Below are 23,638 nucleotides of genomic sequence, written 5' to 3'. Positions count from 1 at the left end.
ATGGTCATCTTTTCAGCCTCAGCTTTTCATCTCAACACTGTAAACAGGCAGCGGTTTCGTTAAAAATACCGCAAGGTAAATGCGGTATTTTTATATTATTGATTACTTAACTGCCCCCCTAGCACTGCTGCTTGGCTATAAGCATTATCGAGCGATAGTTGATGGCGTACATCGGCAAACTCTTGATATTCTGAGGCAATTTCATGAATGGTGCTCACGCCTAAATATTTACTCAACGTACGTAAGTGCGGCACTAAATGGCTCATATGCTCACGTATGCCACCTTGCTCAAAACCAAACTCACCGGTTGAGGTGATCACAACTAATATTTTACCGTCCAGCAAAGGCTGCAGTGGGAAATCCCCACGGGAAAGATCGAAATCAAAAGTTTGGTTTATACGTATCACTTGATCAAACCATGCTTTTAACTGTGCGGGCATACCGTAGTTATACATAGGCGAGGAAATCACAATAATATCGGCAGCGGCAATTTCAGCGATTAATGTGTCTGACAAGGCCAGTAACTGATGTTGCTCAGCAGTCTTTTTATCATCAGGTGTAAATACTGCGCCTATCCAGTCTTGGGTAATAAAAGACGGAGGATTCACACCAACATCACGATAAAAATACTCATCTATAGCTTGGCGCTTTGCAAAGCTATCAATAAAATGCTTAGCAATATTTTTAGAGATTGAATCGTGATCTGGGTTGTCGTTTTTAACAGCTCTTACGCTTGCATCAACGTGAAGTAGGGTAGTCATACTGTTTATCCTATTAGTAAATGTAGGTTAATCATCTTACTAACAGGCATATTTCACAAACGAGTAAACCTTAACTATAAATAAGTTATACTCACCTATAAGTTAATTCTATTTGGTGTGAATAATCCCCCATGCAAGTATCACTACAAGCACTCAAAGCCTTTGAAGCTGCGGCGCGTTTAGGCAGTTTTAAAGCCGCCGCGGATGAACTATCGCTCACGCCAACCGCGATTTCGCATCATATAAATAACCTTGAAAACCGTTTAAACGTCGATTTATTTTACCGCCAAGTTAGAAAAATCACTCTTACCCCCACAGGTGAATATTTAAGTGAAGCAACAAGCAATGGCTTTAACCTTATTAATCAAGCGCTAGCTACCGTACAAGCTAAAGGCACCGCCGTTAAAATAACCACTACGTCATCACTGGCCGCACTGCGTTTAATACCCGCATTACAGGAGCTATCAAAAAGTCAGCCCAATCTTGAAGTAGATATATCAACCAGTGAAGCCGTTGATAAGCAATTACACACCTTACCGATTCGCTTTGGCCAGCAGCGCAATATAAACGCTGATGACATTATAAAAACCGAACAATTTAACGTATTCGGCTCATACAAAGCCGCGGATATCCCATGGCAAAATGGCCCAGTTACGCTCTATACCACTAAATGGAAAAACAATTCGCTAAGTGAGCCTCCAATTAAACAATGGCTTACTCAAAACAACTTAGATCCTGCGTTATTTAGTATTAAAACCTTTGACCAAGAGCTATTTGGTATTCAAGAAGCTATGGCAGACTCAGGACTGGTTTTTTGCTCAACCACGCTAGTACAACGATTATTAGACACCGAGTTACTTAAAAACTTTAATACCCACGTAGTTGAATCTGACTTTTGCTACTACATACCTAATAAGCAGCGCTTTCAAACCCGAAATACTCGCCTCGTTTTAGAATGGGTAGAAGGGTTGTTGAGTTTATAAGGGCTAGTTATAAATCTAATTAAGTAATAGCTAAAAGTAGAGGGTTACTTAATTATCTTATTGATTTAGACTTTACCTGATAATTAAAATAAGAATAATTGGTCAGTCAATAAATTTAATGTATGAAGTCAAGATTTGACTCTGGCGACGGGGCGAAAGCCAAGGGCCTTAACTAATCATCAACGATGCTTAACCGCCTAAATTCATATGGGTGACTGGTGTATATTCACACCAGTCGACGTCATTACTAGGTGCGTAGTCATATTTAAATTGAGTTTAAATAATAAGAACACTTGGCTTTTTGAATAAAAAGATCAAGAAAACACAGCTGCTTGCTTGATCGGAACTTTCTAATGGGTGACCCTATTCACCTCATTTTAATTCTATCAGTAGCAATTATCGCTTGAGGTCAAAAGCCTGTTGGACCTAAAGACTTTAAAGTCGAGCGGATAACTATTTATATAAGCAGAAAATGTTAGGTATAACATGTATTCGTCGCCTGATTTTAATTCAAATTCTTTATCATAAAAAACATCAAACTCTCGCTTTGAATATGGAGCAAGGACTAAACTCGATATAGGGTCATTACCTTCATAACTAGAAAACTTGTTCTTTCTAGCATATTCCCAACGTGTGTAATGCTCTGAATATGATTTCTTTTGAACAACTTTAATGGCATCCGACTCCCAAATGCCGAACTTGTCATTTGCACCTTCTATATTTACATAGGTGCCAGTCATATTGTGAAACTTTAAAGTAGCAATGCCTTTAACCACTGAACAAGTCACATCAATATAGACCTTATTATACAAATCAACACTATGTTCAGCAGCCATGCTAGACATAGTGTGAGATGATAAAATAGCACCCCCCAACAGTATTAATTTATCAATCACTTATAACCTCTTATTTTGGAGCACAAAATCAAGTGTATAAACATTTTTATATAGATCAGCTCTATCTAACCTTTGACTGTCTAACGCCTGAGTGTCTGTATAAAAAGGGCGATACCGAGCATTATTAGCACGAATACTAATCTCCTTTTTATTAAAATGGTAACCTCCATTCGGGTGCTCCCCGCCAAATGAATGTGAAATCTCGTGTATAAGACCACTCACTGAACTACCATTTAAATAAGTTGTAGTCATTGATATCTCAACAGTAATTATATTATAAGTACCTTCAAATCCTACATCATTTGTATCAATTACTTTAATAGATGATGGGTTTTTAATAATTTCACTAAGTTTTGCATCTATTTTCCCAGCATCTTTTATTAAGAGATCAGCGGTAGTTTTAAATTCGCTGTTATCAACAAAACCATAATTACTCTTTGCTGTTTCATACTTTTCACCTGTTTCAGATCTTAACTCTTGAACTAGATCATTTATTCTAGCTTTTTCAGCTTTAGCACGTACAACAATTTTGCTTTTTTCATTCTCTGTGGCATCTCTAGATTTACTGTCTTTTGAAGTACCATCATTACTGCTATGCAGTATATGCCCATCAGTATCACCTGCCCCCTGCTCTTCACCCACACTATTAAGCAAAAGGGGGCAAATCTTGACTTCAGAAATTATAGATCCTGACAGCATGCAAATGGGGCACTTTCCACTCAATCGATAGTACCTAGCGGCCCGGTTAAATTTAACTATTTTTGCTGGTTTTGTTGCACTCTACCCAACCAATATTCAACTAACTTAAAACCTTTCACCTTTTGCCTTTAACCTTGCATTTCAGCTGTAAACCCCCATGACATTTTGATTAAAAAAGCCACACCTCAACATGTGTTAAGGTGTGGCTTTTTTGCAGCAGCTGTAACTAAAAATTAAGCAACATTCGCTGCTAATAGTTCGTTACGTACTAACTCTGCGCCTTTGCTTAAAGCGTTGAGTTTGCCGTTTGCAATATCGCGGGGCAGGGGGGCCATGCCGCAGTTGGTGCAGGGGTATAGTTTGTCGGCATCTACATATTTAAGCGCTTCGCGTAGGGTGTTTGCCACCTCTTCAGGTGTTTCTATAGTATTGGTGGCTACATCGATTGCGCCTACCATTATTTTTTTACCGCGTACCAGTTCTAGTAGCTCTATAGGTACATGTGAGTTTTGGCATTCGAGCGAAATAATATCAATATTCGATTTTTGCAACTTAGGGAATACTTCTTCGTATTGTCGCCACTCGGTGCCGAGGGTTTTCTTCCAATCGGTGTTGGCTTTAATGCCGTAGCCGTAGCAAATATGCACGGCGGTTTCGCATTTTAACCCTTCTATTGCTCGCTCTAGGCAGGCTATGCCCCAGTCGTTTACCTCGTCAAAAAACACGTTAAAAGCAGGTTCATCAAATTGAATTATATCAACCCCAGCGGCTTCTAGCTCTTTGGCTTCTTGGTTGAGTATTTTAGCAAATTCCCACGCTAGTTTTTCACGGCTTTTATAGTGATCGTCATACAGGGTGTCGATCATGGTCATTGGCCCAGGCAGTGCCCATTTAATTGGTTGGCTGGTTTGCTGGCGTAAAAACTTGGCGTCTTCAACAAATACCGATTTAGTACGAGACACAGGGCCAACCACTGTGGGTACGCTGGCGTCGTAACGGTCGCGAATTTTAACTGTTTTACGGTTTTCAAAATCAACGCCATTTAAGTGTTCAATAAAGGTGGTTACAAAGTGCTGGCGAGTTTGTTCGCCATCGCTGACTATATCTACGCCTGCAGTTTGTTGCTCGTGCAGGGAAATACGCAGGGCGTCGTGTTTGCCATCAACCAGCTCACTGCCTTGTAATTTCCACGGTGACCATAAGGTTTCGGGCTCAGCAAGCCATGACGGTTTTGGCAAGCTGCCTGCTGATGATGTAGGTAATAGTTTTTTCATAATAAATGCTGCCTTTAATTTTGTTGTGTGATTAAGCGATACTTGCCGAGAACTGCTGCAGCACTGACTGATAAGGCTTAATAAAATGCTGCTCAGTAAATTTACCTTGCTCTACCGCTAATTGACCTCGCTCTGCGCGGTCATACACAATTTGCGTTAACGAATGGTCGTCATTTTTTAAATTCGGTTTATAACGGCTACCAGCGGCGGCGTTGGCGTTATAAATTTCTGGACGATAAATTTTTTGAAACGTTTCCATGGTGCTAATGGTGCTAATTAGTTCAAGGTTGCTGTAGTCGTTAAGTAGGTCACCAAAAAAGTAAAACGCTAACGGCGCAACGCTATTTGGTGGCATAAAGTAGCGCACTTGTAAGCCCATTTTTTTAAAGTATTGCTCTGTTAACGACGACTCATTAGGCTGATACTCTACGCCTAAAATAGGGTGTAAGTTTTCGGTTTGCTGATAGGTTTTGTTATCAGACACGCTTAAGCAAATAACCGGTGGCTTTTTAAAGTGCTGTTTATAGGTATTTGAGTTTACAAAGCATTTAAACAACTTGCCGTGTAAGTCACCAAAGTTATCGGGAATGCTAAATTGCGGTTTGCTTTTGTTATGCTCAAGCAATAACACGCTAAAGTCGTAGTCGCGCACATACGATGAAAAGTTATTACCCACCATGCCTTCTATTCGCTCGTTGGTTTGGCGGTCAATAATATTGGTTTTTAATACCTCAATTGACGGAAATGCCTGACCACTGCCTGCAATGTCTAAATCGACCGAAATGATTTCCAGCTCAACCTCGTAACGATCCCCTTGTGGGTTATCCCAACTGGCCAGTGCATTAAAGCGGTTGTTGATCATTTTTAGGGTATTACGCAGGTTTTGTTGGCGGCTTTCACCCCTTGCTAAATTAGCGAAATTAGTCGTAATACGTGTGTTATTTGATGGATGGTAGTTTTCATCCAAGTTAGTGCTTTTAATAGTAAATGTAAGATCAGTGCTCATAGCCGTATCCTTTCAATTTGAGTTGTTACTGCTTTTATCAATGACACATTACTCGCTGTTAAAACCAAACTAACGGGATAACTGTAATGGTGCTTTGCAGAGTTAATAAATTTATACGCGCTATGTGGCATGAAGAAAAACGGTATTATTTCAGGTAAAACATGAGCCAGATTCACTCTCTTACTAAGTTGAATGAATAAATTAGGCTAGTAGACGCTCCCACTCAGACAAAACCCAATTTAGAAGTCTAGATTTCTAGATGTTTTTACAGGTGTTGTGATTTATTCATACAAAACGTGAGTATTATTCAATGCTTATAGGCACTTAAAGTGCCATTTGCATAAACGGTTGTTGATATACTCGAATAAACTTAGGTGAGCTTAAGCGCTTTATTAAGCAGCTCACCGCCGCAGAACTTTCCACAACATAAGAAGAGACAAAAGGAATGAGTGATTTAATAGTGTTAATTATATACTGCGCCATATTAGGTAGCGGTGTTGGTTTTTTAGCAGGCTTATTAGGAATAGGGGGCGGGCTAGTGATTGTGCCCATACTCAGCATGATATTACTGCACTTTAATGCTTTGCCACCTGAACAAGTAGTGGTGGTTGCCATTGCGACCTCGCTGGCCTCTATTTTATTTACCTCGACCTCGTCGGCTATTGCGCATCATAAAAATGGCAATGTACCGTGGGATATTGCACCTTGGGTGATGGCGGGCGTTGCCTTTGGCGCGCTCATTAGTGGCTTTATGGCCGCGCTGTTACCTGAGCATGTGGTACGTTTGGTATTTGCTGTAAGTGTGGTGTTAATTGCATTAAAAATGATTTTTTCAGGTAAGAATGATTCAGCAATAGCGCGCCCGTTGCCAAACAAAGGGTTGCTGAGTGTTTATACGACCATAACCGGTGGGTTATCTGCCATGATAGGTATTGGTGGCGGGGCAGTATTAGTGCCGTTACTGACGTTTTTTTCTGTCGATATGAAAAAAGCCATTGGCTGCGCCTCGGCCTCAGGCATTGTGATAGCCCTGTTTGGCTCAATGGGTTATATCAGCTCAGGCAGCCAGTTATTTAGCCTAAAAGAAGGATTTGCAGGCTTTGTGTATTTGCCCGCTTTATTGGGTATTGTATGCACCTCATGGTTTACTGCGCCACTCGGCGCTAAAGCCACCCATTATTTGCCAGTTTCAACCATAAAGAAAATATTTGCCGGCTTATTAATAATAATGGCAATCAATATGTTTACTCGATAAGGTTAAAGTTCGCAGGCTTGCTTGCGAATATATTTTGAAATAATAAACTTTAAGGCAAGGATGCTATGAAAATAGTTAAATTAAGGGATAAAGTTGATAAAACAATCTTAAGTGTTGCTTTATTCTTTTTGATATCACCTATTATAGGGTTAATTACAGGAACTGCTCATCAGCTTGGAACGACAGGCAGCGACTATCAACAAGCATCGTTAATTGATGACCCAGAGCAATACTGGCAAATTATTATCATGCAACTTACTATTACTTTAGCTATCGGTATCCAAGGATTTATTACATTTCCAGCCTTAATTGCCGCACGCCAAAAAGTACTAAAGTTTAGAGATAACAATAAAATAGTAGCCAATATCATATTTTATTTGCTCACTCCGGTATTCTTTATCGCCTTGTTGATATTTTTAATATATTTATTTTGAGGTATGAGAAGTGTAAGGTTTTAGATCCGTAACCCGCACCCCGACGCCCGTCAATCTTAAAGCGATTAACTAAAATCTACGTCATTTGCGCGTGCTTTATGAATTCGTCATAAATACTGTCTTTAATGAGCCTGTCGGGCGTAAACGCATAATAATGCTGATAAACATTATCAATTGTACCAATGTAATTTACGCCGTAATGGCGCTCCACTTCAGCTCTTACCAAAATAGGCGCAGGGAATATCCCAAACCCTTGCTCACCTAACGACTTCATTAATGCGCTGTCGTCAACATGGCCTGCTATTGTCATTTCAATGTCTTGCTCTTGTAGCCAATAATAAATAGCACGCGCGACAGGGCTTTCTTTTGCGGGGAGCACTAAAGGCTTATTGTTTAAAGACTGCGGAAACTGCTTATGTAACTGCGAATGCCATGTTTCATTACCAAAAAGAGCGATTTGGCTTTTGCCTATTTCATGACAAAACGCCTTAAATGGCAAGGTGGTATCGAGTGGTTTATCGGCTAACACTAAGTCGAGCTTATGAATCGCCATTTGTGCCAGCAACTCATCTTGTTGGCCGTCAATACAGTGTAAGTTGGTAATACGGTCGTTATTAATTAAAGGCGCTAGCCACTTCGACACCAATGATTTGGGTAACACATCTGAAATACCCACTTTTAATGTTCGTGAGTATTGCGTGGTATCGCCTTGCGTAGTTTCTAGCCATTCGTGAGCTATGGCAAACATATCATTGGTGTACTGCTGAGTTACATGGCCAAATTCCGTTAACTGTAGGCCTCGCCCTCGGCGGACAAATAGCGGTTTTCCTAATCGTTGCTCTAAGTTAGTAATTTGTGAGCTGACCGTTTGCGGCGTTAAATTAAGTATTTTACTCGCCGCTGCAATACTGCCGTGCTTACTTACCTGCCAAAAATAATATAAGTGATTGTAGTTGATGTTGGTAATCATTCGAAAATACCTGTTTTAAAGTAAGAAATAATCAGCTTTTTCCTTTGCCACTAAGTTAGTAGATTACAGTCATGCCTGCAACATAGTTACTATTAAAAGGTGTAATTGCATGAAGCTAAAACTTACAGTTAAAAACAAGATAATTAACGCAAGTGAAAAGATGTCGCTTTTGAAGTTGATAAAAAGCCAATTGGCAAAACATGCTTTAAATATTCGTAAAGTAGAGATTCAAATAAATGATCTTTCGAGTGAGCGCCACGGCACTTTGCAGCAATGTAAAATTAATATTCTTTTGCCGGGGCTACCCAGTATTAATGTAAATACAAAAGGAAGAAGTATGCTGCAAGCGATAAAGCGGGCACTTAAAAGTTTGCAGCACATTCTCGTTAATAAGTATCAACCTTCGCAACCAAGCTCTTAATTTTTATTAATATCGCACTTGCAGTGGCATGGATGCTACTTTTTTAATGCCTCTCTAATTCCAAGCTATGTTTAGTAATAAACGATTCAATTATTGCCTATTGAGCAGTATTTCCTTGTTGGGTTTCGTTACACTCTATCCAACTTACCGTAACTAAAATTCTTTGACCTTGTTCCTTTAACCTTTGACCTCAGCTGTAAACCCCTCACACCATTTTGATTAAAAATAGAGTGAAATTTTCAATTACCTAAATTCATAAAACTTAGATAAAAAAGTAACTCAAAGTCGTAACTAAGCACTAAATTTGGGTTTTGATTAATAAGCAAGTGTCTACCTAATACCAAACAGATTTATTTACTCGAGAAAATTGAGGTGGATAGAAGATACTGTTAAGGTACTTTGAAATAATAAAAAAATGCCTAACTAACGGCTAAAACCTCCTCCACCTCATAGGACGTTATCTGCTTAATTAAAGTGTTGATGTTCAAGTTTAACTAATGAAGCGAAAATGGAAAATTTCACCAAACTATTAGCAGTTACACTTTATATATTTTCTTTGTCTGGCTGTACTTCTATTGGCAGTTACGTCATGTCAAACCCCGGTATCTATCTTTCTGAAGCACAGTTTATAAAAGCAAAACCTAGCGACATTGGCTTTGAAAAACAAAAATTTTGCTCTTTTAGTACCACTCAATGCATTACATATCTGACTGCTGAACCTTATCAAGCAGCCGAATTTTCGCAAGAGAGTTCTGTTTATTACAACCTTCATGCAACTGGTAATAATGTAGAAAATACAATTTCACACAGAATGACACCAGACACATTTAATCGTTTTGAAGGCACTGCTTTATTACTTCATGGCTATGGGGGCAGTAAAGAAGCAATGATGGCTTCAGCTATCTATTTTAGAGCGCTTGGTATGAACGTTATTATTCCAGATCTTTTTGGCCATGGTGAATCAACTGAAGCATTTGTATTTGCAGCAAAAGAGCACGGCATTTTAAATGAACTGCTTGCTGAATCACTTTTAAATCAACCAAATAACCAGACTGTTGTAGTCGGCCATTCTATGGGAGCACTTACTGCAAGTAACTTATTATCATCAGAATATGTTGACGCTGCTATTTTACTTGCCCCAATGATGAGTTTTGACGTTGCAGCTAAGGAGTACTTACCTTATAAATCGCCTTTGCTTAGTCATTTTTTTCATAGCGAGATTGATAATATTGTTAACCAGGCAATGTTTGAGGCAGGAGTAACCATTCAAGAAACAAATTTATTGCCTAAATTAACTGAGACTAAAAAGCCTGTATTGTTAATTAACTCAGATGTTGACTCTCTATCCCCTCCGGCTTACTTTTCATCTATACAAAATGAGTTAGTAAAAAAAATAACTTTTAATGCTCGCTCTCATTCAAGTTTAATGGTGTTTGATCGTGATGATGTTATCGAAATTGAAAAATGGCTAATAACATGGTGAGCCTTCGCTATTTTAGATGACATTGAGTTTATAAGTCATTTTTTATTATTGTCGGGTTTCGTTGCACTCTATCCAACTTACGCTTTGTAAACCCCCGTTACATTTTGATTAAAAAAGCCGCACACTAATAATTAGTGTGCGGCTTTAGTATTTTACTTTTTAAAGCGATTACTTGGTTAGTAAGTGCTTTTCAAAAAAGTTAGCCATCATAGTATGGTAATGCAAAGTGGTGCCTTTGCCTTCGCGCAAGCTGTGTGAACGGTTAGGGTATGAGAAAAATTCAAACTGCTTGTTATGCTTTACAAGCTCGTCAATTAAGCGTTCTGAGCCTTGGTAATGCACGTTATCATCGCCTGTGCCGTGAATAAGCAATAGCTTACCAGTTAGGTTTTTAGCAAAGGTAATCGGCGAGGTGTTATCGTAACTCTCAGGATCGGTGTTTGGGTTGCCCGCATAACGCTCTTGATAAATGGTGTCGTATAAACGAATGTCTGGCACGGGTGCTGAGGCAATGCCCACTTTAAATTTATCACCGTGGCGGAACAGTAAGTTAAGGGTTGAACTACCGCCCCCTGAGTGCCCCCACACACCAACGCGGTCTGTGTCTATTACATCCCAGCGTTTAGCCATGGCATCTAGTGCGTCGACTTGGTCTTGCACGGTAATTGAGCCAATTTTTTTATAAATCGATTTGCGCCAATCGCGGCCTTTTGGAGCACGTGTACCACGGTTATCAACCGATGCCACAATAAAACCTTTTTGCGTTAGCAGTGATTTATATAAGTAACTATTACCTTCCCAGCGGTCTTGAACGGTTGAGCCCCATGGTTCGCCGTATACGTAAAACACAATCGGGTATTTTTTACTTTTATCCATGTTCTCTGGGAACATAATGTAGCCGTCAAGCTCGGTGCCATCTTGCGCGTTTACTTTGAAAAACTCATGCTTTGGTAAGCTTTGCTCAGCCAGCTTTTGTTTAAGCTTTGTATTTTCAACTAAGGTTTTTACATTACTATGATTTGCCACTTTAATGATCTCTTTAGTCGGTGGCGTGCCAAATTTAGAGTAAGTGTGCATAGCCCATGAGGCATCTTTTGACATGTAGTAGCTGTTTGAGCCTTCAAACTCAGCAGGTGTGACCCGTATCGGTTTGCTGCTGCCATCAAGCGGTGTGCTGTATAAATAACGCTGACCAGGATCGTTTGGCGAGGCAATAAAATACATCACGTTTTTATCTTCATTTATGCTCAGCATATCAATAATGTCGTAATCGCCTGGGGTTAGGTCGATAATAGTTTTGCCATCGCGCGATACACGGTAAAGATGACGCCAACCGTCGCGCTCACTGTGCCAAATAAAAAACTCGCCGTCTTTTGACCAGTTGGCTTTATAAAACCATTCTATAAACGCATCGTCTTTGTCTTCTAAAATTTTAGTCAGTTGCTGCTTTTGCCAATCAAACAACCACACTTTGTTATGGCTTTGTGGGCGATTTAAATCTTGAATCATTAATTCATTACCAGTGCCTGCCCAGCTAATACGCGGAATGTAACGGTCGCGGTTATCGCCTTCAAGCTCAGCCCAACGGGTTTGTTTATCAGCAAGGCTTACCACACCAACACGCACGGCAGAGTTGGTTTCACCCGCTTTAGGATAAGGGAATTCTTTAAGGGTAGGGTACAGTTCGTCAGTGTTGTTGATCATAGTGAAAAATTTAACGTCACTAGTATCAAGCTGCCAATAGGCGATTGATTTGTTGTCGGGGCTCCAACGAAAACCATCGGCAATAGTAAACTCTTCTTCGTATACCCAATCAAAATTACCGTTAACAATGGTGGCGTTACCATCGGTTGTGAGCGCGGTTACATCGTTACTACCAACCGCTTGCATATAAATATTGTTATCGCGCACGTAAGCCACTTTTGAGCTATCTGGCGAGAACTTAGCAAACATTAACTTAGTTGGCTCAACGTCTTTACCACCTAATTGCTGTAATTGGTTTGTCTCAAGGTTAAGTAACCAAAAGTCGCCTCTGCTACGCGAACGCCAAACTTGCTCGCTGTTGGTAAATACCATCAGCCATTTACCGTCTTTTGACCACTGATAGCTTTCGATTGCAAATGGCTCGTCTGCGCCCTCTGGCAGTAGCTTTTCAAACTCAACCAGTACTTTACGGCCTGTCCCGTCAGCATTGTAAAATACAATGTCGTTGCCTTTTACGCCGTGCTCTTTGTCGTCATCGGTGTTGTTATCGTCTGCTTTTTCTTTTTCGCTTTCGCGCTCTTCAAGCACAGTGTAGCCGGTACCATCGTCTAGCCACTTAAAGTAAGTGCTTCGCTGGGTTTTAAATTCTTTATCTTTATAAATTTGCGCTAGGCTTAATGGATTATTCACGGTACTCATCGCTGCATTATTGTTGGTTGTTATGCTGGTACTTGAACATGCTTGCAAGCCTAAGCCCGCAACAATGGCCAGTGCCAAGCCCGATGTTTTGATCAGATTCATTATTATTGTTCCTTGGGTCTGCTGACCTTTATGGATTAAGGCGCTTATTACATTTACTGTAACAAAATAACCTACAGAATATCAGTATGCTTAACGCACAAAGCTATGGTTTAAACCCAAACTTTTATAATTTATTACCATGCTGGATTTTTAAATTCTTCACTGAGCGTGTCGATTAGTGCTCTTACTGTTGCCGATAAATGCTGACGAGAAGGGTAAAGCACATATATTTTCATTGGGTTTAATGTCCATGGCGCTAATACACGCTGCAAGCGACCATCCAGTATATATTGATTTGCCAAATACGTAGGCTGTACTGAAATACCACCACCGGCTATAGCTGCATGAAGTAATGTGGTGGCCTCGTTTGCACTTAAATTGCATTTAACATCAACTGATTGAAACTCATCCCCGTTGTGTAAATGCCAAATATATCGGTCAAAGTTTTTATAGCCTAAACACTGATGAGCACTTAACTGTTGTGGTGTCGTTATTGGCGGATAATCAGCAAGGTAGCTGGCTGAGGCCACTAATATAGATTCACACTCGGCAATAGGTTTACCTATTAACGAAGGATCAGGATTGGCTGCAATACGTATTGCTAAATCAACACGTTGCTCTATTAGATCTGTGGTTGAGTCTTCAAGATCTATGTCTATTTGCACGTTAGGGTGACGTTTCATAAAACGTGTAAATATAGGGGCTAATTGTGCAAAACCTAACGACATACTGGTCGCTACTCGTATTTTACCTGACAACTGTTGCTGGCTTTTAGTTTGTTCAACTAAACGGTTAGCCTGTGCTAACCATTGCTCTATTTCGGGTAAACAGGCCTCGCCGGCGGTGGTAAGCGTTACTTTACGGGTAGTGCGATGCAATAAGCGCGTATTTAACCAGGCCTCTGCCGACTCAATATGACGAGTAACCATAGGGCGTGACATTTCAAGCCGATCGGCAGTGGCAGTAAAACTGCCTGAGTAGGCAACATCCACAAAAACCTGCGCTGCGGTGAGTTTATCCATAGTATTTGCACGATTTATGAAACAATGATGCTAATTATTGGTTGTTTTTCTGAACATATCAAACCTTTATTATGCTCGCATTAGCAACCAATGATGAGAATACTATGAACCTACGCACTCTTTTACTAAGCACACTATTAGCCAGCAATATCGCTATTGCAGACGAAACCCCACTAAACCTTGATGTGTATAACGCTGACAGCAATAGCTTTCATGTTAATGCCACGCTGGTTTATGGCCGTACCGATGCAATTTTAATTGATACCGGATTTACCAAAGCAGATGCACTGCGCATTGCCGCCAAAGTAATTGACTCTGGTAAACAACTAAAAACTATTTTTATTAGCCAAGCCGATCCTGATTACTACTTTGGCGCTGAAGTGTTACAGCAGTTTTTTCCTGACGCAAAGATTATAACCACACCGGCAGTGAACCAAAAAATAGCAGCAAAGCTTAAAGGTAAACTTGCTTTCTGGACGCCAAAAATGGGGGAAAACGCCCCAAAAAACCCCGTTGTTCCTGAGGTATTTAATGGTAATAGCTTAAAAATAGAAGGCCATACCATTGAAATTCGTGGTACAGAGGGTGAGCATAATCATCGTCCTTATTTATGGATACCTGATAACAAAGCTATTTTAGGTAATGTGGCTGTATACGCCAATGTTCATTTATGGATGGCCGATGCGCAAACTCAAGCAGAGCAAAATACCTGGGCAAAACAACTTAATGAAATGAAAGCACTTAAACCTGACGTGGTGATCCCAGGGCATATGAAAGCAGGCACCCAATTAGATGCTGCAAATATTGATTTTTCAATCCAGTATTTAAAGGATTTTGCACACGCTAAGCAAAGTAGTGATAGCAGTAAGCTGCTGATAGATAAAATGACCAACTCATACCCTGAGGCTGTATTACCTATGGCTCTTAGCATTGGTGCTAAAGTTCATAAAGGCGAAATGAAATGGTAATTGCCGCTTAACCGCTGCAATAAATGCAGAAGAACCAAAAACACGCCTAGTAAAGTCTGGCGTGTTTTTTATTATTGCCACAAATACATACTGGCTCGCTTATTGGCAATATTTAATTCAAATACCTCAGTGCTTGAACACATAGCAGCGCCATAGCATACATGTAGTGGTAACAAGTGCTCTTCTCTGGGGTGATTAAAGCGTGCAGCTGGAGCTTGCTGCCATGCTAATAATTGCTGTTCACGCTGCTGCTCGGTTAATGTTTGATCTGCGACTGTGCTTACCAGCCAATTTTCAAATGCCTGATTTTGCTGATTAACATCGCTTGATTGGGTAACACCAAAAGCGCGCATATTATGGAAGGTAAAGCCTGAGCCTATAATTAATAAGTTATCGTAATCAATACTTTGCAGCGCTTTACCAATTTCAACATGCATTAACGGATCGAGGCTTGGGTGCAAGGATATTTGCACACAAGGAATGTCGGCCTCTGGGTACATAATTTTTAACGGTACAAACATACCGTGATCGTAGCCACGCTGTGGATCGAGTTTTGAGTCAATATTACGTGTTGCGATCGCTTGTTGTACTAAATTAGCAAGTTGCGGCTGGCCAGCACAAGGGTAAGTTAATTGATACGCCTGCTTAGGAAAACCGTAGTAATCGTAAATAAGCGGCGGTGAAGAGTGCGCCGTTATACTAATTGGTTGAGCTTCCCAATGCGCGCTGACCATTAAGATAGCAGAAGGCTTTGGGATTTTAGCGGCAACTTGTTCTAAGCAGGCTCGCATTTCTGCATGGTTGGCATCACCTAGTAATGGCATTGGGCCGCCACCATGTGAAATGAAAAAAACGGTTGGGCGTTGCATGTGATTAATCCTAAAGGACAGATATTATTATAGTGCCTGCGCCGTTAGTAAATAACTAGCCACATAAATGCACAACCTCAGTGCGCAAAAATTATGTGCGGTGTTTATTCATCAAGCTCTAAGTGAGCGCGTTCAACGCTTTCTTGAGGTAACTCTTTTTGCACCGATACACCCAGCTCCTTAAATTCTGAGGCTTGTTTAATTAAGTTACCTTTACCACGGTATAACTGAGAAAATGCTTTATCGTAAGTTTCTTTGGCTTTATCAAGCTGTTTACCCACACCTTCCATACTAGTTAAAAAGCCGTTGAGTTTACTGTAAAAACGCTCAGCACGATTAGCCAGCTCTTTTGAATATTTAGTTTGCTCTTCAAAGCGCCATAACTGTTTAACAATATTTAAACTGGTTAGCAGGGTAGTAGGGGTAGCAACCAAAATGTTTTTTTCTATTGCTTGCTGGTAAATGTCGCTTTGGTATTTAAGTGCTTCTACAAAGGCGGATTCTATGGGTACAAACATAATAACAACCTCAGGCGAGTTTATCCCTGGTAGGCGGTCATACGATTTACTGGCCAGCTCATTTATACGGGCAGTTACGGCATTTACATGCTCTTTAATCGCTTGTTGAGACTCAAGCTCTGTTTCGGCATTTACATAACGGGTGTAGGCATTTAACGATGTTTTTGCATCAATCACTAAGTGGCGACCTTGAGGTAAATACACCACAACATCAGGGCGCAAACGGCCGTCTTCGGTATTAAACGACACTTCTCGCTTGTAATCGGTGCCAGCGCGCAGGCCTGCGCTATCAAGCACGTTTTCAAGCATTAACTCGCCCCAATTACCTTGGGTTTTCTTTTGCCCTTGTAAGGCATTGCTTAGCTTATCGGCCTGCTCGGTAATTGCTTGGCTTTTGGCTTGTAAATGCAGCAGCTCAGTTTTAAGTGCAGCACGTTGCTGTAAGTCTTCAACGTGAATAGACTCCATTTTATCTCTAAAGCCTTTTAGCTCACCTTGAACCGGCTTAAGTAACTGCTCTATGCTTTCTTGATTGAGGGTTTTAAATTTTTGCGACTTTTCTTCTAATATTTGGTTAGCTAAATTTTCAAATTCTTTTTTAAGCGTTTCTTTACTTTGCTCTATATGGACGAGTTGTTCACTAAAATGTTGCTGCTTTTGCTCAAGGGTAGTGCGTATATTATTAAGCTCTACATCGCGCAGATTGTATTGCTCGCGCAGGGCGGTTAGCTCGGCTTCGGCTTTACGCCAATATTGATTATAAAGTTGGCTTTGTTTTTCTTGCTCGGTTAAACGGGTTTTAAAATGCTGAGACTGATCCCGTTGCTCTTGATGAGTAAGCCCTAATAAATCGTGCTCTTCAACCAACGCGGCATATTGGCTTTGCGTTTGCTCATGCTGGCTTTGTAATAGCATTAACTGTTGTTGTTGCTCATTTACTTGGCGCTTTATTTTTTTGCTTAATTGCATTGATACAACACCACAAATAGCCATGCCTGTTATAGCGCCAGCACTTACACTTAACCAATCTAAATGGGATAAAAACGAAGTAAACATAAAATAAACTTTTAAAATTTAGTGACATGCCATCATAACGAATAACGCTCTTTAGCAGTAGGGGTAACGCACTAAATTAAGCGCATAAAAAAAGCCAGCTATTAAAGCTGGCTCAATATTACTTAATCAGTAATCAAACAGGGAAATCAACATGAAACTTGTATAACAACACATCACTACAAGCATAATAGTAGACGCGTCCTGATTAAATTAGTTCAAAATAATTTTTAAAAAGTTGAATTTAGAGCATAAAAAAAGCCAGCTAATAAAGCTGGCTCAATATTACTAAATTAGTAATCAAACAGGGAAATCAACATGAAACTTGTATAACAACATATCAACTACAAGCATATTAATAGACCCAGCTATTATTGATTAGTTCAAAAATATTTTAAAATAAAATAGTTTAAAATATTCAGGCAAAAAAAAGCCAGCGCTGAACTGGCTGGCTTAATCATTACTATGTCTAGTAACTACTATATGGGATATCAACATGAAAACTTGGAGAAACTGCAATTTAACCAAGCTGTATTAATAGACGCCCACAATTCAAATAAGTTCAAAAAATTATTGTTAATTTTTAACTTTTAATTAAAGACAACATTTGTTGTTCATCAAACTGGGTAAAACTCATTGATTTTTCAGTAAATAATGCATCTACAAGCGCTTGTTTATCTTGCTGCATTTGAAACACCTTTTGTTCAATAGAGTTAGCCATAATCAATTTATATACAAATACCGGATTAGTTTGGCCAATACGATAAGCACGATCGGTCGCTTGCTTTTCAACAGCTGGATTCCACCAAGGATCAAAATGAATAACGGTATCGGCTTGGGTTAAATTAAGCCCTGTGCCACCTGCTTTTAAGCTAATTAAAAATACCGAAGTAGTGCCACTGGTGAATTCGTCTATCACTTTATCGCGATGGCGCGTTTGCCCAGTTAACATGCTAAATTTAATATTAAGTGTATTTAAGCGCTCTGCAATTAAATCAAGCGCAGAGGTAAACTGGCTAAATATAATCACTTTACGACCAAGGCTAAGCATTAAAGGTAAATGGCTTGATAACCATTCTAACTTAGCACTGGCTGCGTCAGTTTCTGGCTCAATCAGCTTAGGATGACAACAAATTTGGCGAAGTTTTAATAGTGCCTCTAAAAAAGCGAGTTTACTTTTTTGTACGCCTTGTTCGGCAAATAAATCAATGAGTTTTTCTTCAAGCGCGTGAGTTATGCCTTGGTACATGTCTTTTTGTTTAGGCTCAAATTCAAACTCTTTAACAAGCTCCGTTTTTTGCGGCAGTTCTTGAGCCACTTGGGCTTTAGTACGGCGCAAAATAAACGGCATAATTAACGCTTTTAACTGCTCTGCACGCTCAATGTTACTTTCGCGCTCAATAGGACCTTGAAAGTGCTGCTTAAAGTGTGCCTGGGAACCTAATAGCGAAGGCATAGCAAAATCGAGTAACGACTTTAATTCAAATAAATTGTTCTCAATTGGGGTACCACTTAAGCAAAGCTTAAAGTCGGCATTCAAACGTTTGACTAACCGCGATACCTGTGCCGTATCATTTTTAATATACTGCGCTTCATCAAGAATAATGTTTTCAAAATACAGTGGCGAATAATAAGCAATGTCACGTTTTAATAACGGATAGGTGGTTAATATACACTGTGCTTGTGCCAAGTGTTTCAACGCATCATTACGGTGTGCACCAAAAATAGTGGTCACTTTTAAGTTTTTAGCAAACTTGTTAATTTCGTTTTGCCAATTACTCACTAAGCTTGTTGGGCAAACAATAAGCGTAGGGCCAGCCTGCGGAGTATTATAAGAACTGGCTAAATAAGCGATCACCTGCAAAGTTTTACCCAAGCCCATATCGTCCGCTAAAATACCACCTAGCTGATTACGCTTTAAAAAGTTAAGCCAAGCTACGCCTTCTTGCTGGTATTCTCTAAGCACCACAGAATCGTGTAAGCCATGAATGGCGATATTGGGCGATAACAGCGCGTCATTGCTTAGCTCATCAAGGTAGCGCTCTAATGACGGATCATGTAACTCAACATTAATGGCTGTGTGCTTAACTAACTCAGGTAAGTATGAAAGTGGAATATTAAATTCGTCGCGCGTTTTAATAAACTCAAATCGCAATTTAAACTCAATTAATAAATTAAACGCAGCTTTATCTATAACTCCAAATTGACGGCCAACGGGATAGTAATAAAACAATTCGCTTTGACGATTTAACGATTCAAACAGTTTATTATTTACATTAAATAAAGTGGCCACTTTGGTATCGTTAAGCACAACTTTGCAATGCATTTGATGCCCAGCAGCTCTGTTTACATGCAAGGAAATTTGGTTTTTAGTATCGGCAATATTTATTTTGCTCATTGATACTTGCCAGCCACGTTGCTTAAAGCTTGGTAACACCTCATGCGCTAACCAGTGTAAGTGAATAGCCGATTCCTGACTAAAAATAAACTCGCTGTGTAAACCCCCTTTACAAAAATCAAAGCCTAAGTTGACCAGCTCGTTGGTAACGGTGTTTTCAAATGCACTGTTTATTAGTTTTTCAGGCGCTGTACCTGCTAAGTAGTTTTTATTTTTATACTTAAACGATAACGAAATAGCCATTACTGAGCCCGACATGCTGACTTTAAGTACGGCATTACTCAACGACTTAACAGGCATGCTTGGTGCATTAGTAGGATGGGGAATAACACCGGCACCAAAATTATCAGCAAGCTGCTTATAAATTCGATCAAAGTTTGTATCGTGAAGTGCTGGTATTGTTTGTAAATGAGCAATTTCGTCCGCACTGAGCGGCGTGCGAATGCGGCCTAGCTTATATTTATCTAAATCTAAGTAGATGGGCGGTGTAGTTTTAATTAACGCCCAATTAGGAATTTGATCTAGGTGAATTTTTAACTGGGTGACTTCTTTTTGTTTTTCCCAAACAAAATTTAGGGGTAAGCCAGGTTGCGCTTTTATAGGTACTCGCGAACGCTGTAAAAATAATCGTTCTGTAGCTAGTAATTGCTGCAGCGCGTTAAAGCCCCATTGACCTTTGAGTTCAATATTACCGACCGCATTTTGCGAGCGGATCCAGCTATATAATCTAAAATCACTTTCTAGCAGGTCGCTAGGGGTTACAAAACTATTAAGCTGTTGCTCAGTTAAATTGCGACCTAATGCATAATTATTATTTTTATCGTAGTTGGCAATTTTAGGTGTTAAAAATACTTTATCGTTTTCAATATCTAATACAAACAGTAACACTTGTGATGGATGAGCTTGATCGGTGTTTTTAAGCGAGCTAAGTTCGCTAAACCAGTCATTAATAAAATAGTCTTCGCCGTATTCACCTGAGTGTTCAATTTTAAGTTTTAACAAAATTGCAGCCAAATGGCGGCATTTAGTTTTAACATTACAAGTACAGTGTGTGTCGACTGAATAGCCAGTTGGTAATTTACTGATCTCAATTCGTTGGTTAAACGCAATGCCCTTATCGCCTTGCACAGTAGAATCAACAACAGAAAAATCAGCATTATGTTCTAACCAACTTATTTGGCCGTTTTTATAATACGACTTACCTTTTGCTAACACCGCGGGTTTAAACAATTTTTTTATGAATCGCTCAGAAAGAGGAAACTGGGTAGCCTGCTCATTTTTAATTTCTTCAAAAATAGCCATTAAATCATTTTTTGATAAGTTAGCAGACATGTCACTCAAAGTATTAAAATTTAAAAACAATTTTTCCAGTATATGTCTTATCAACGCTGAGCTAAAGCAATATTATTTTTAAAATAAACTGGTTGGATCTGATTGGTTAGTAAAAAATTGGTTTATAAGGATTGTTTAATTTTACTCACTAAAAAAAGGCGTTTAAATTACAAAATAAAAACAATAAATTAACTTAACAGGGAGGTTTTGCTAGGAGTAGATCAGGTTTTTACTAACAAGGTAGCAATTTAATCAAATAGAGCAGGTTTAGTTAGTAAAAATACGATCCTTAGTGGTTTATCGGGCTTTTTTTGCTTTTTATCACCACGGAAGATCAGATTTTTACTAACTAATTAAGAGGGCTAGATCACTATTTAACTAACCTACCCCCCTTTACAGATCACGATATTACTAACTAATTAAAAGCACTTAATAGTTTAGTCAGTTGTTCTAAGCGCTTGTCTGTCATCACTTTATTATTAATTTTTATTGAAACGTCACCACTTTTAAGGTTACGTTGCACACTAATAAAGTCGTTTTCAAGCACAGCCTCACGCTTTAATGCTGTTTTAGGCTCTGCGGTTAATAGTTTAGTGATCAGCATAGCGCGCTTGTCGTCGGCTTCTAAGGCATTAACTTCATCATTGCTTGCAAGTGCTACAACTAACTCGTTAAATGCAACCTCGTCTCGCTCCTTTGCGTTAATCAGCTTTTTAGCGACTTCTCTACCAACATGATTAGCTGTTGGGTAAAGAGCTATAACATCGGCAGATATTTGCTCATACGCTTTAATAGCATCCGCAATGGCGGTATGCGATACCCCTTCAATAACGGCAATCTCGCGGTACGATCCTTTTTTGCCTTGTTGAATGAGTTCGTTTCGAGTTTGCTGATACGCTTGACCTAACTCCCAAAGACTTGGAGCAATGTATTGATCCGAAGAAACTGCTAACACTTTGGCATCTTGCTCATTAAAATCACTTGAACTCAAAACAAGATAATCTGCACCAGCCAAAATACAGGCTTTGCGACGTCTTGAGCCTGCAAGAACAAGACTCATATCCCCTTGATCCCAAAGCAGGGCGGGGTGCTGATTACGTCCATCTTCTTTAATTGCAGGAAGTATATCGGATACCGACTTTTCGTTTAAAAGCGCTTGTACACGGCGATTTTTACCATAAACCTGAGTCGATTTTTCAATCTCGTTATGAGCAATCACTTTACAAACCAAGGTGATTTCGCGATTAGGATCGCTTGGCGCAGGCATACGAATAACATCGCCTGCATTAGCTTGCTCTAAAAGAGCGTCTAAACTGCTACTGCCGACAGCGGTTGCAAAGGGATCTAAGCGGGTGTCATTTTTACGTTTTTTAGCCATTTTTAGTCAACATCCTTACTTAGGCGTATTTAATTTTGATTGTGTAGATTGCCAATTTGAACGAATTAGCATTTCGAGTTCGTCAACAACATCTTTGATATTTTCTTGTGCGCGCATTAACGATTCTCTACTCGCTAAACTGTCAGACGCTTTTTGATCAAAAATAGTATTAAACGAGGATGAACTCGCAGTAATTGCTGAGCTGTGATTAATAGGGTAGCTCATGACTTGGCGACCAAAGGCGCTTCTTACGTCTTTAACTATGTCACGTTGTGAGTGATTACCTTTTACATAATTGGTAACCAGAAATTGCATAAAGTCCCAACCATCGTGACCAAGAGCTGCAACGGTATGATAAATCTCACCTAAACGTTTTAAATATTTATTATTAGCATCAAAGTCTACCGCTTCAGGATGAACCGGTATAAGCATCGCTGTAGAAGCCATTAATGCATTATAAAACATAAAGTTAAGAGTAGGAGCTGTATCAATTAGTAAAATATCAAATTCATCTTTTACTGGCTCGATAACACGCTCTAACAGCTTATGGTAATGGCGAGTTTGTTCATAGTTTGAGGTGTCTTTAAGCAAAGTTGCAGTTTCGTGTTCAAAATAAAAATCATCCATACCTGAGGGTAAAACACGAATATTAGGAATATGAGTTGGTAAAAAAGAGTTTGAAACAAATTCAGGCCAGGTTTCACCTTCTTCAAGATCAATGCAGTCACGCATTAAATCACCAACAGTAATTGGATCGGGCTCAGAAGATGGGAAAAAGCTAGATGATGACCCCTGCGGATCTAAATCGATAATACCAATTCGGTAACGCTTGATGTTAGTAGTGGCAAGTGCTGCAGCAATATTAACCATGCTCGTTGTTTTACCACAACCACCTTTTAGTGAATTAATAACAATAACTTGGAGTTTGTCTGTCGGTGCACGATGATCGGGTTTTATATCCATTATATCGGCCATGGCAAAAATATTAACCAACGTATAAGCGTAATGACCGTTTGCACCGCGTTTTATGTTTAAATCGTCAAAATCACCATTGTCATGGCGTCTTTTTAAGGTACGATTATTACAACCAAGTAAATCAGCAGCGGCTTTTTGGGTGTAGGTTCTTAATTCTTTTTCTTCAGACTTAAGATGGGCGCGGTAATGTTGAATACGTCCTTCTAGTGATTTTTCAGCAACTTCTGCGGTTGCTTTCAAAAGTCGGTAGGTATCTAGCGCATTATTATTGATAGACATACTTTATTCCTCAAAGTTAGGCGTTTAGTATAATGTCCATTCAATTAGCTGTAAACAACTATTTAAGGCGACATGCATTTTAAATACATGACATATAAAATAATTTTACGCCTTTAATATTGCTTAGTATAAATAAAGAAGTTTAAGTATGGTTAAATA

The 23,638-nt window shown here is 39.5% G+C and carries 19 protein-coding genes; 6 read left to right on the top strand and 13 right to left on the bottom strand.

Going from position 1 to position 23,638, the window contains the following annotated elements; all coding sequences use genetic code 11:
• Positions 1-95 precede the first annotated feature (95 nt).
• On the bottom strand, positions 96-761 hold the full coding sequence (locus PUND_RS15185) for an FMN-dependent NADH-azoreductase (protein ID WP_010388773.1): 666 nt from the start codon (positions 759-761) through the stop codon (positions 96-98).
• A 131-nt stretch (positions 762-892) separates the two neighbouring features.
• Between PUND_RS15185 and PUND_RS15180 the strand changes: the two genes are divergently transcribed.
• Positions 893-1,744 carry a LysR family transcriptional regulator gene (locus tag PUND_RS15180; RefSeq protein WP_010388774.1) on the top strand — a complete coding sequence of 284 codons (852 nt, stop codon included), beginning with the start codon at positions 893-895 and terminating at the stop codon, positions 1,742-1,744.
• A gap of 386 nt (positions 1,745-2,130) precedes the next feature.
• Here PUND_RS15180 and PUND_RS15175 read toward each other — a convergent pair whose 3' ends face one another.
• The 4 genes from PUND_RS15175 to PUND_RS15160 form a co-directional block, all read right to left on the bottom strand.
• Positions 2,131-2,640, bottom strand: coding sequence for a hypothetical protein (locus tag PUND_RS15175; RefSeq protein ID WP_010388776.1), 510 nt, complete (start codon positions 2,638-2,640; stop codon positions 2,131-2,133).
• Positions 2,641-3,339 (bottom strand): hypothetical protein, encoded by a 699-nt coding sequence (locus tag PUND_RS15170; protein ID WP_010388777.1) that lies wholly within the window; start codon positions 3,337-3,339, stop codon positions 2,641-2,643.
• Positions 3,340-3,572: 233 nt separating this feature from the next.
• Positions 3,573-4,613, bottom strand: a complete 1,041-nt coding sequence (locus PUND_RS15165) for a methionine synthase (protein WP_010388778.1) — start codon at positions 4,611-4,613, stop codon at positions 3,573-3,575.
• 31 nt (positions 4,614-4,644) lie between these two features.
• Positions 4,645-5,619, bottom strand: coding sequence for a DUF1852 domain-containing protein (locus PUND_RS15160; RefSeq protein ID WP_010388779.1), 975 nt, complete (start codon positions 5,617-5,619; stop codon positions 4,645-4,647).
• A 445-nt stretch (positions 5,620-6,064) separates the two neighbouring features.
• Between PUND_RS15160 and PUND_RS15155 the strand changes: the two genes are divergently transcribed.
• Complete coding sequence (locus PUND_RS15155) at positions 6,065-6,874, top strand: sulfite exporter TauE/SafE family protein (protein WP_010388780.1); 810 nt, start codon at positions 6,065-6,067, stop codon at positions 6,872-6,874.
• A gap of 65 nt (positions 6,875-6,939) precedes the next feature.
• Entirely contained in the window at positions 6,940-7,308 is a 369-nt protein-coding gene (locus PUND_RS15150) for a hypothetical protein (protein ID WP_010388781.1), read from the top strand.
• Between the two features lie 76 nt (positions 7,309-7,384).
• Here PUND_RS15150 and nhaR read toward each other — a convergent pair whose 3' ends face one another.
• Positions 7,385-8,278 (bottom strand): transcriptional activator NhaR, encoded by an 894-nt coding sequence (nhaR, locus tag PUND_RS15145; protein ID WP_010388782.1) that lies wholly within the window; start codon positions 8,276-8,278, stop codon positions 7,385-7,387.
• Between the two features lie 109 nt (positions 8,279-8,387).
• Here nhaR and PUND_RS15140 point away from each other — a divergent pair, with 109 nt between their 5' ends.
• Together PUND_RS15140 and PUND_RS15135 are read left to right on the top strand one after the other, a co-directional pair.
• Complete coding sequence (locus PUND_RS15140; protein ID WP_008110823.1) at positions 8,388-8,699, top strand: hypothetical protein; 312 nt, start codon at positions 8,388-8,390, stop codon at positions 8,697-8,699.
• Positions 8,700-9,207: 508 nt separating this feature from the next.
• Positions 9,208-10,182 carry an alpha/beta hydrolase gene (locus PUND_RS15135; RefSeq protein WP_010388784.1) on the top strand — a complete coding sequence of 325 codons (975 nt, stop codon included), beginning with the start codon at positions 9,208-9,210 and terminating at the stop codon, positions 10,180-10,182.
• Between the two features lie 168 nt (positions 10,183-10,350).
• On the opposite strand, the gene PUND_RS15130 is transcribed toward PUND_RS15135, so the two are convergent.
• Together PUND_RS15130 and PUND_RS15125 are read right to left on the bottom strand one after the other, a co-directional pair.
• Complete coding sequence (locus tag PUND_RS15130) at positions 10,351-12,687, bottom strand: S9 family peptidase (protein WP_010388786.1); 2,337 nt, start codon at positions 12,685-12,687, stop codon at positions 10,351-10,353.
• A 134-nt stretch (positions 12,688-12,821) separates the two neighbouring features.
• A complete protein-coding gene (locus PUND_RS15125; protein ID WP_010388788.1) occupies positions 12,822-13,709 on the bottom strand; it encodes a LysR family transcriptional regulator in 888 nt (295 codons plus the stop codon).
• A gap of 104 nt (positions 13,710-13,813) precedes the next feature.
• Between PUND_RS15125 and PUND_RS15120 the strand changes: the two genes are divergently transcribed.
• On the top strand, positions 13,814-14,677 hold the full coding sequence (locus PUND_RS15120) for an MBL fold metallo-hydrolase (RefSeq protein ID WP_010388789.1): 864 nt from the start codon (positions 13,814-13,816) through the stop codon (positions 14,675-14,677).
• Between the two features lie 71 nt (positions 14,678-14,748).
• Here PUND_RS15120 and PUND_RS15115 read toward each other — a convergent pair whose 3' ends face one another.
• The 5 genes from PUND_RS15115 to PUND_RS15095 form a co-directional block, all read right to left on the bottom strand.
• Positions 14,749-15,546 (bottom strand): DODA-type extradiol aromatic ring-opening family dioxygenase, encoded by a 798-nt coding sequence (locus tag PUND_RS15115; protein ID WP_010388791.1) that lies wholly within the window; start codon positions 15,544-15,546, stop codon positions 14,749-14,751.
• Between the two features lie 104 nt (positions 15,547-15,650).
• Positions 15,651-17,120 (bottom strand): DNA recombination protein RmuC, encoded by a 1,470-nt coding sequence (locus tag PUND_RS15110; protein WP_010388792.1) that lies wholly within the window; start codon positions 17,118-17,120, stop codon positions 15,651-15,653.
• A gap of 580 nt (positions 17,121-17,700) precedes the next feature.
• On the bottom strand, positions 17,701-20,847 hold the full coding sequence (locus PUND_RS15105; protein WP_010388794.1) for a DEAD/DEAH box helicase: 3,147 nt from the start codon (positions 20,845-20,847) through the stop codon (positions 17,701-17,703).
• A gap of 415 nt (positions 20,848-21,262) precedes the next feature.
• On the bottom strand, positions 21,263-22,225 hold the full coding sequence (locus PUND_RS15100; protein ID WP_010388796.1) for a transcriptional regulator: 963 nt from the start codon (positions 22,223-22,225) through the stop codon (positions 21,263-21,265).
• Positions 22,226-22,240: 15 nt separating this feature from the next.
• Positions 22,241-23,479: an AAA family ATPase gene (locus PUND_RS15095; protein ID WP_010388797.1), complete on the bottom strand. Its 1,239-nt coding sequence runs from the start codon at positions 23,477-23,479 to the stop codon at positions 22,241-22,243.
• Between the last annotated feature and the right edge of the window lie 159 nt (positions 23,480-23,638).

Source organism: Pseudoalteromonas undina (assembly GCF_000238275.3).
Classification (GTDB): domain Bacteria; phylum Pseudomonadota; class Gammaproteobacteria; order Enterobacterales; family Alteromonadaceae; genus Pseudoalteromonas; species Pseudoalteromonas undina.
Note: the sequence above shows the minus strand (reverse complement) of the source record. Positions and strands in the feature narration are given on the sequence as shown.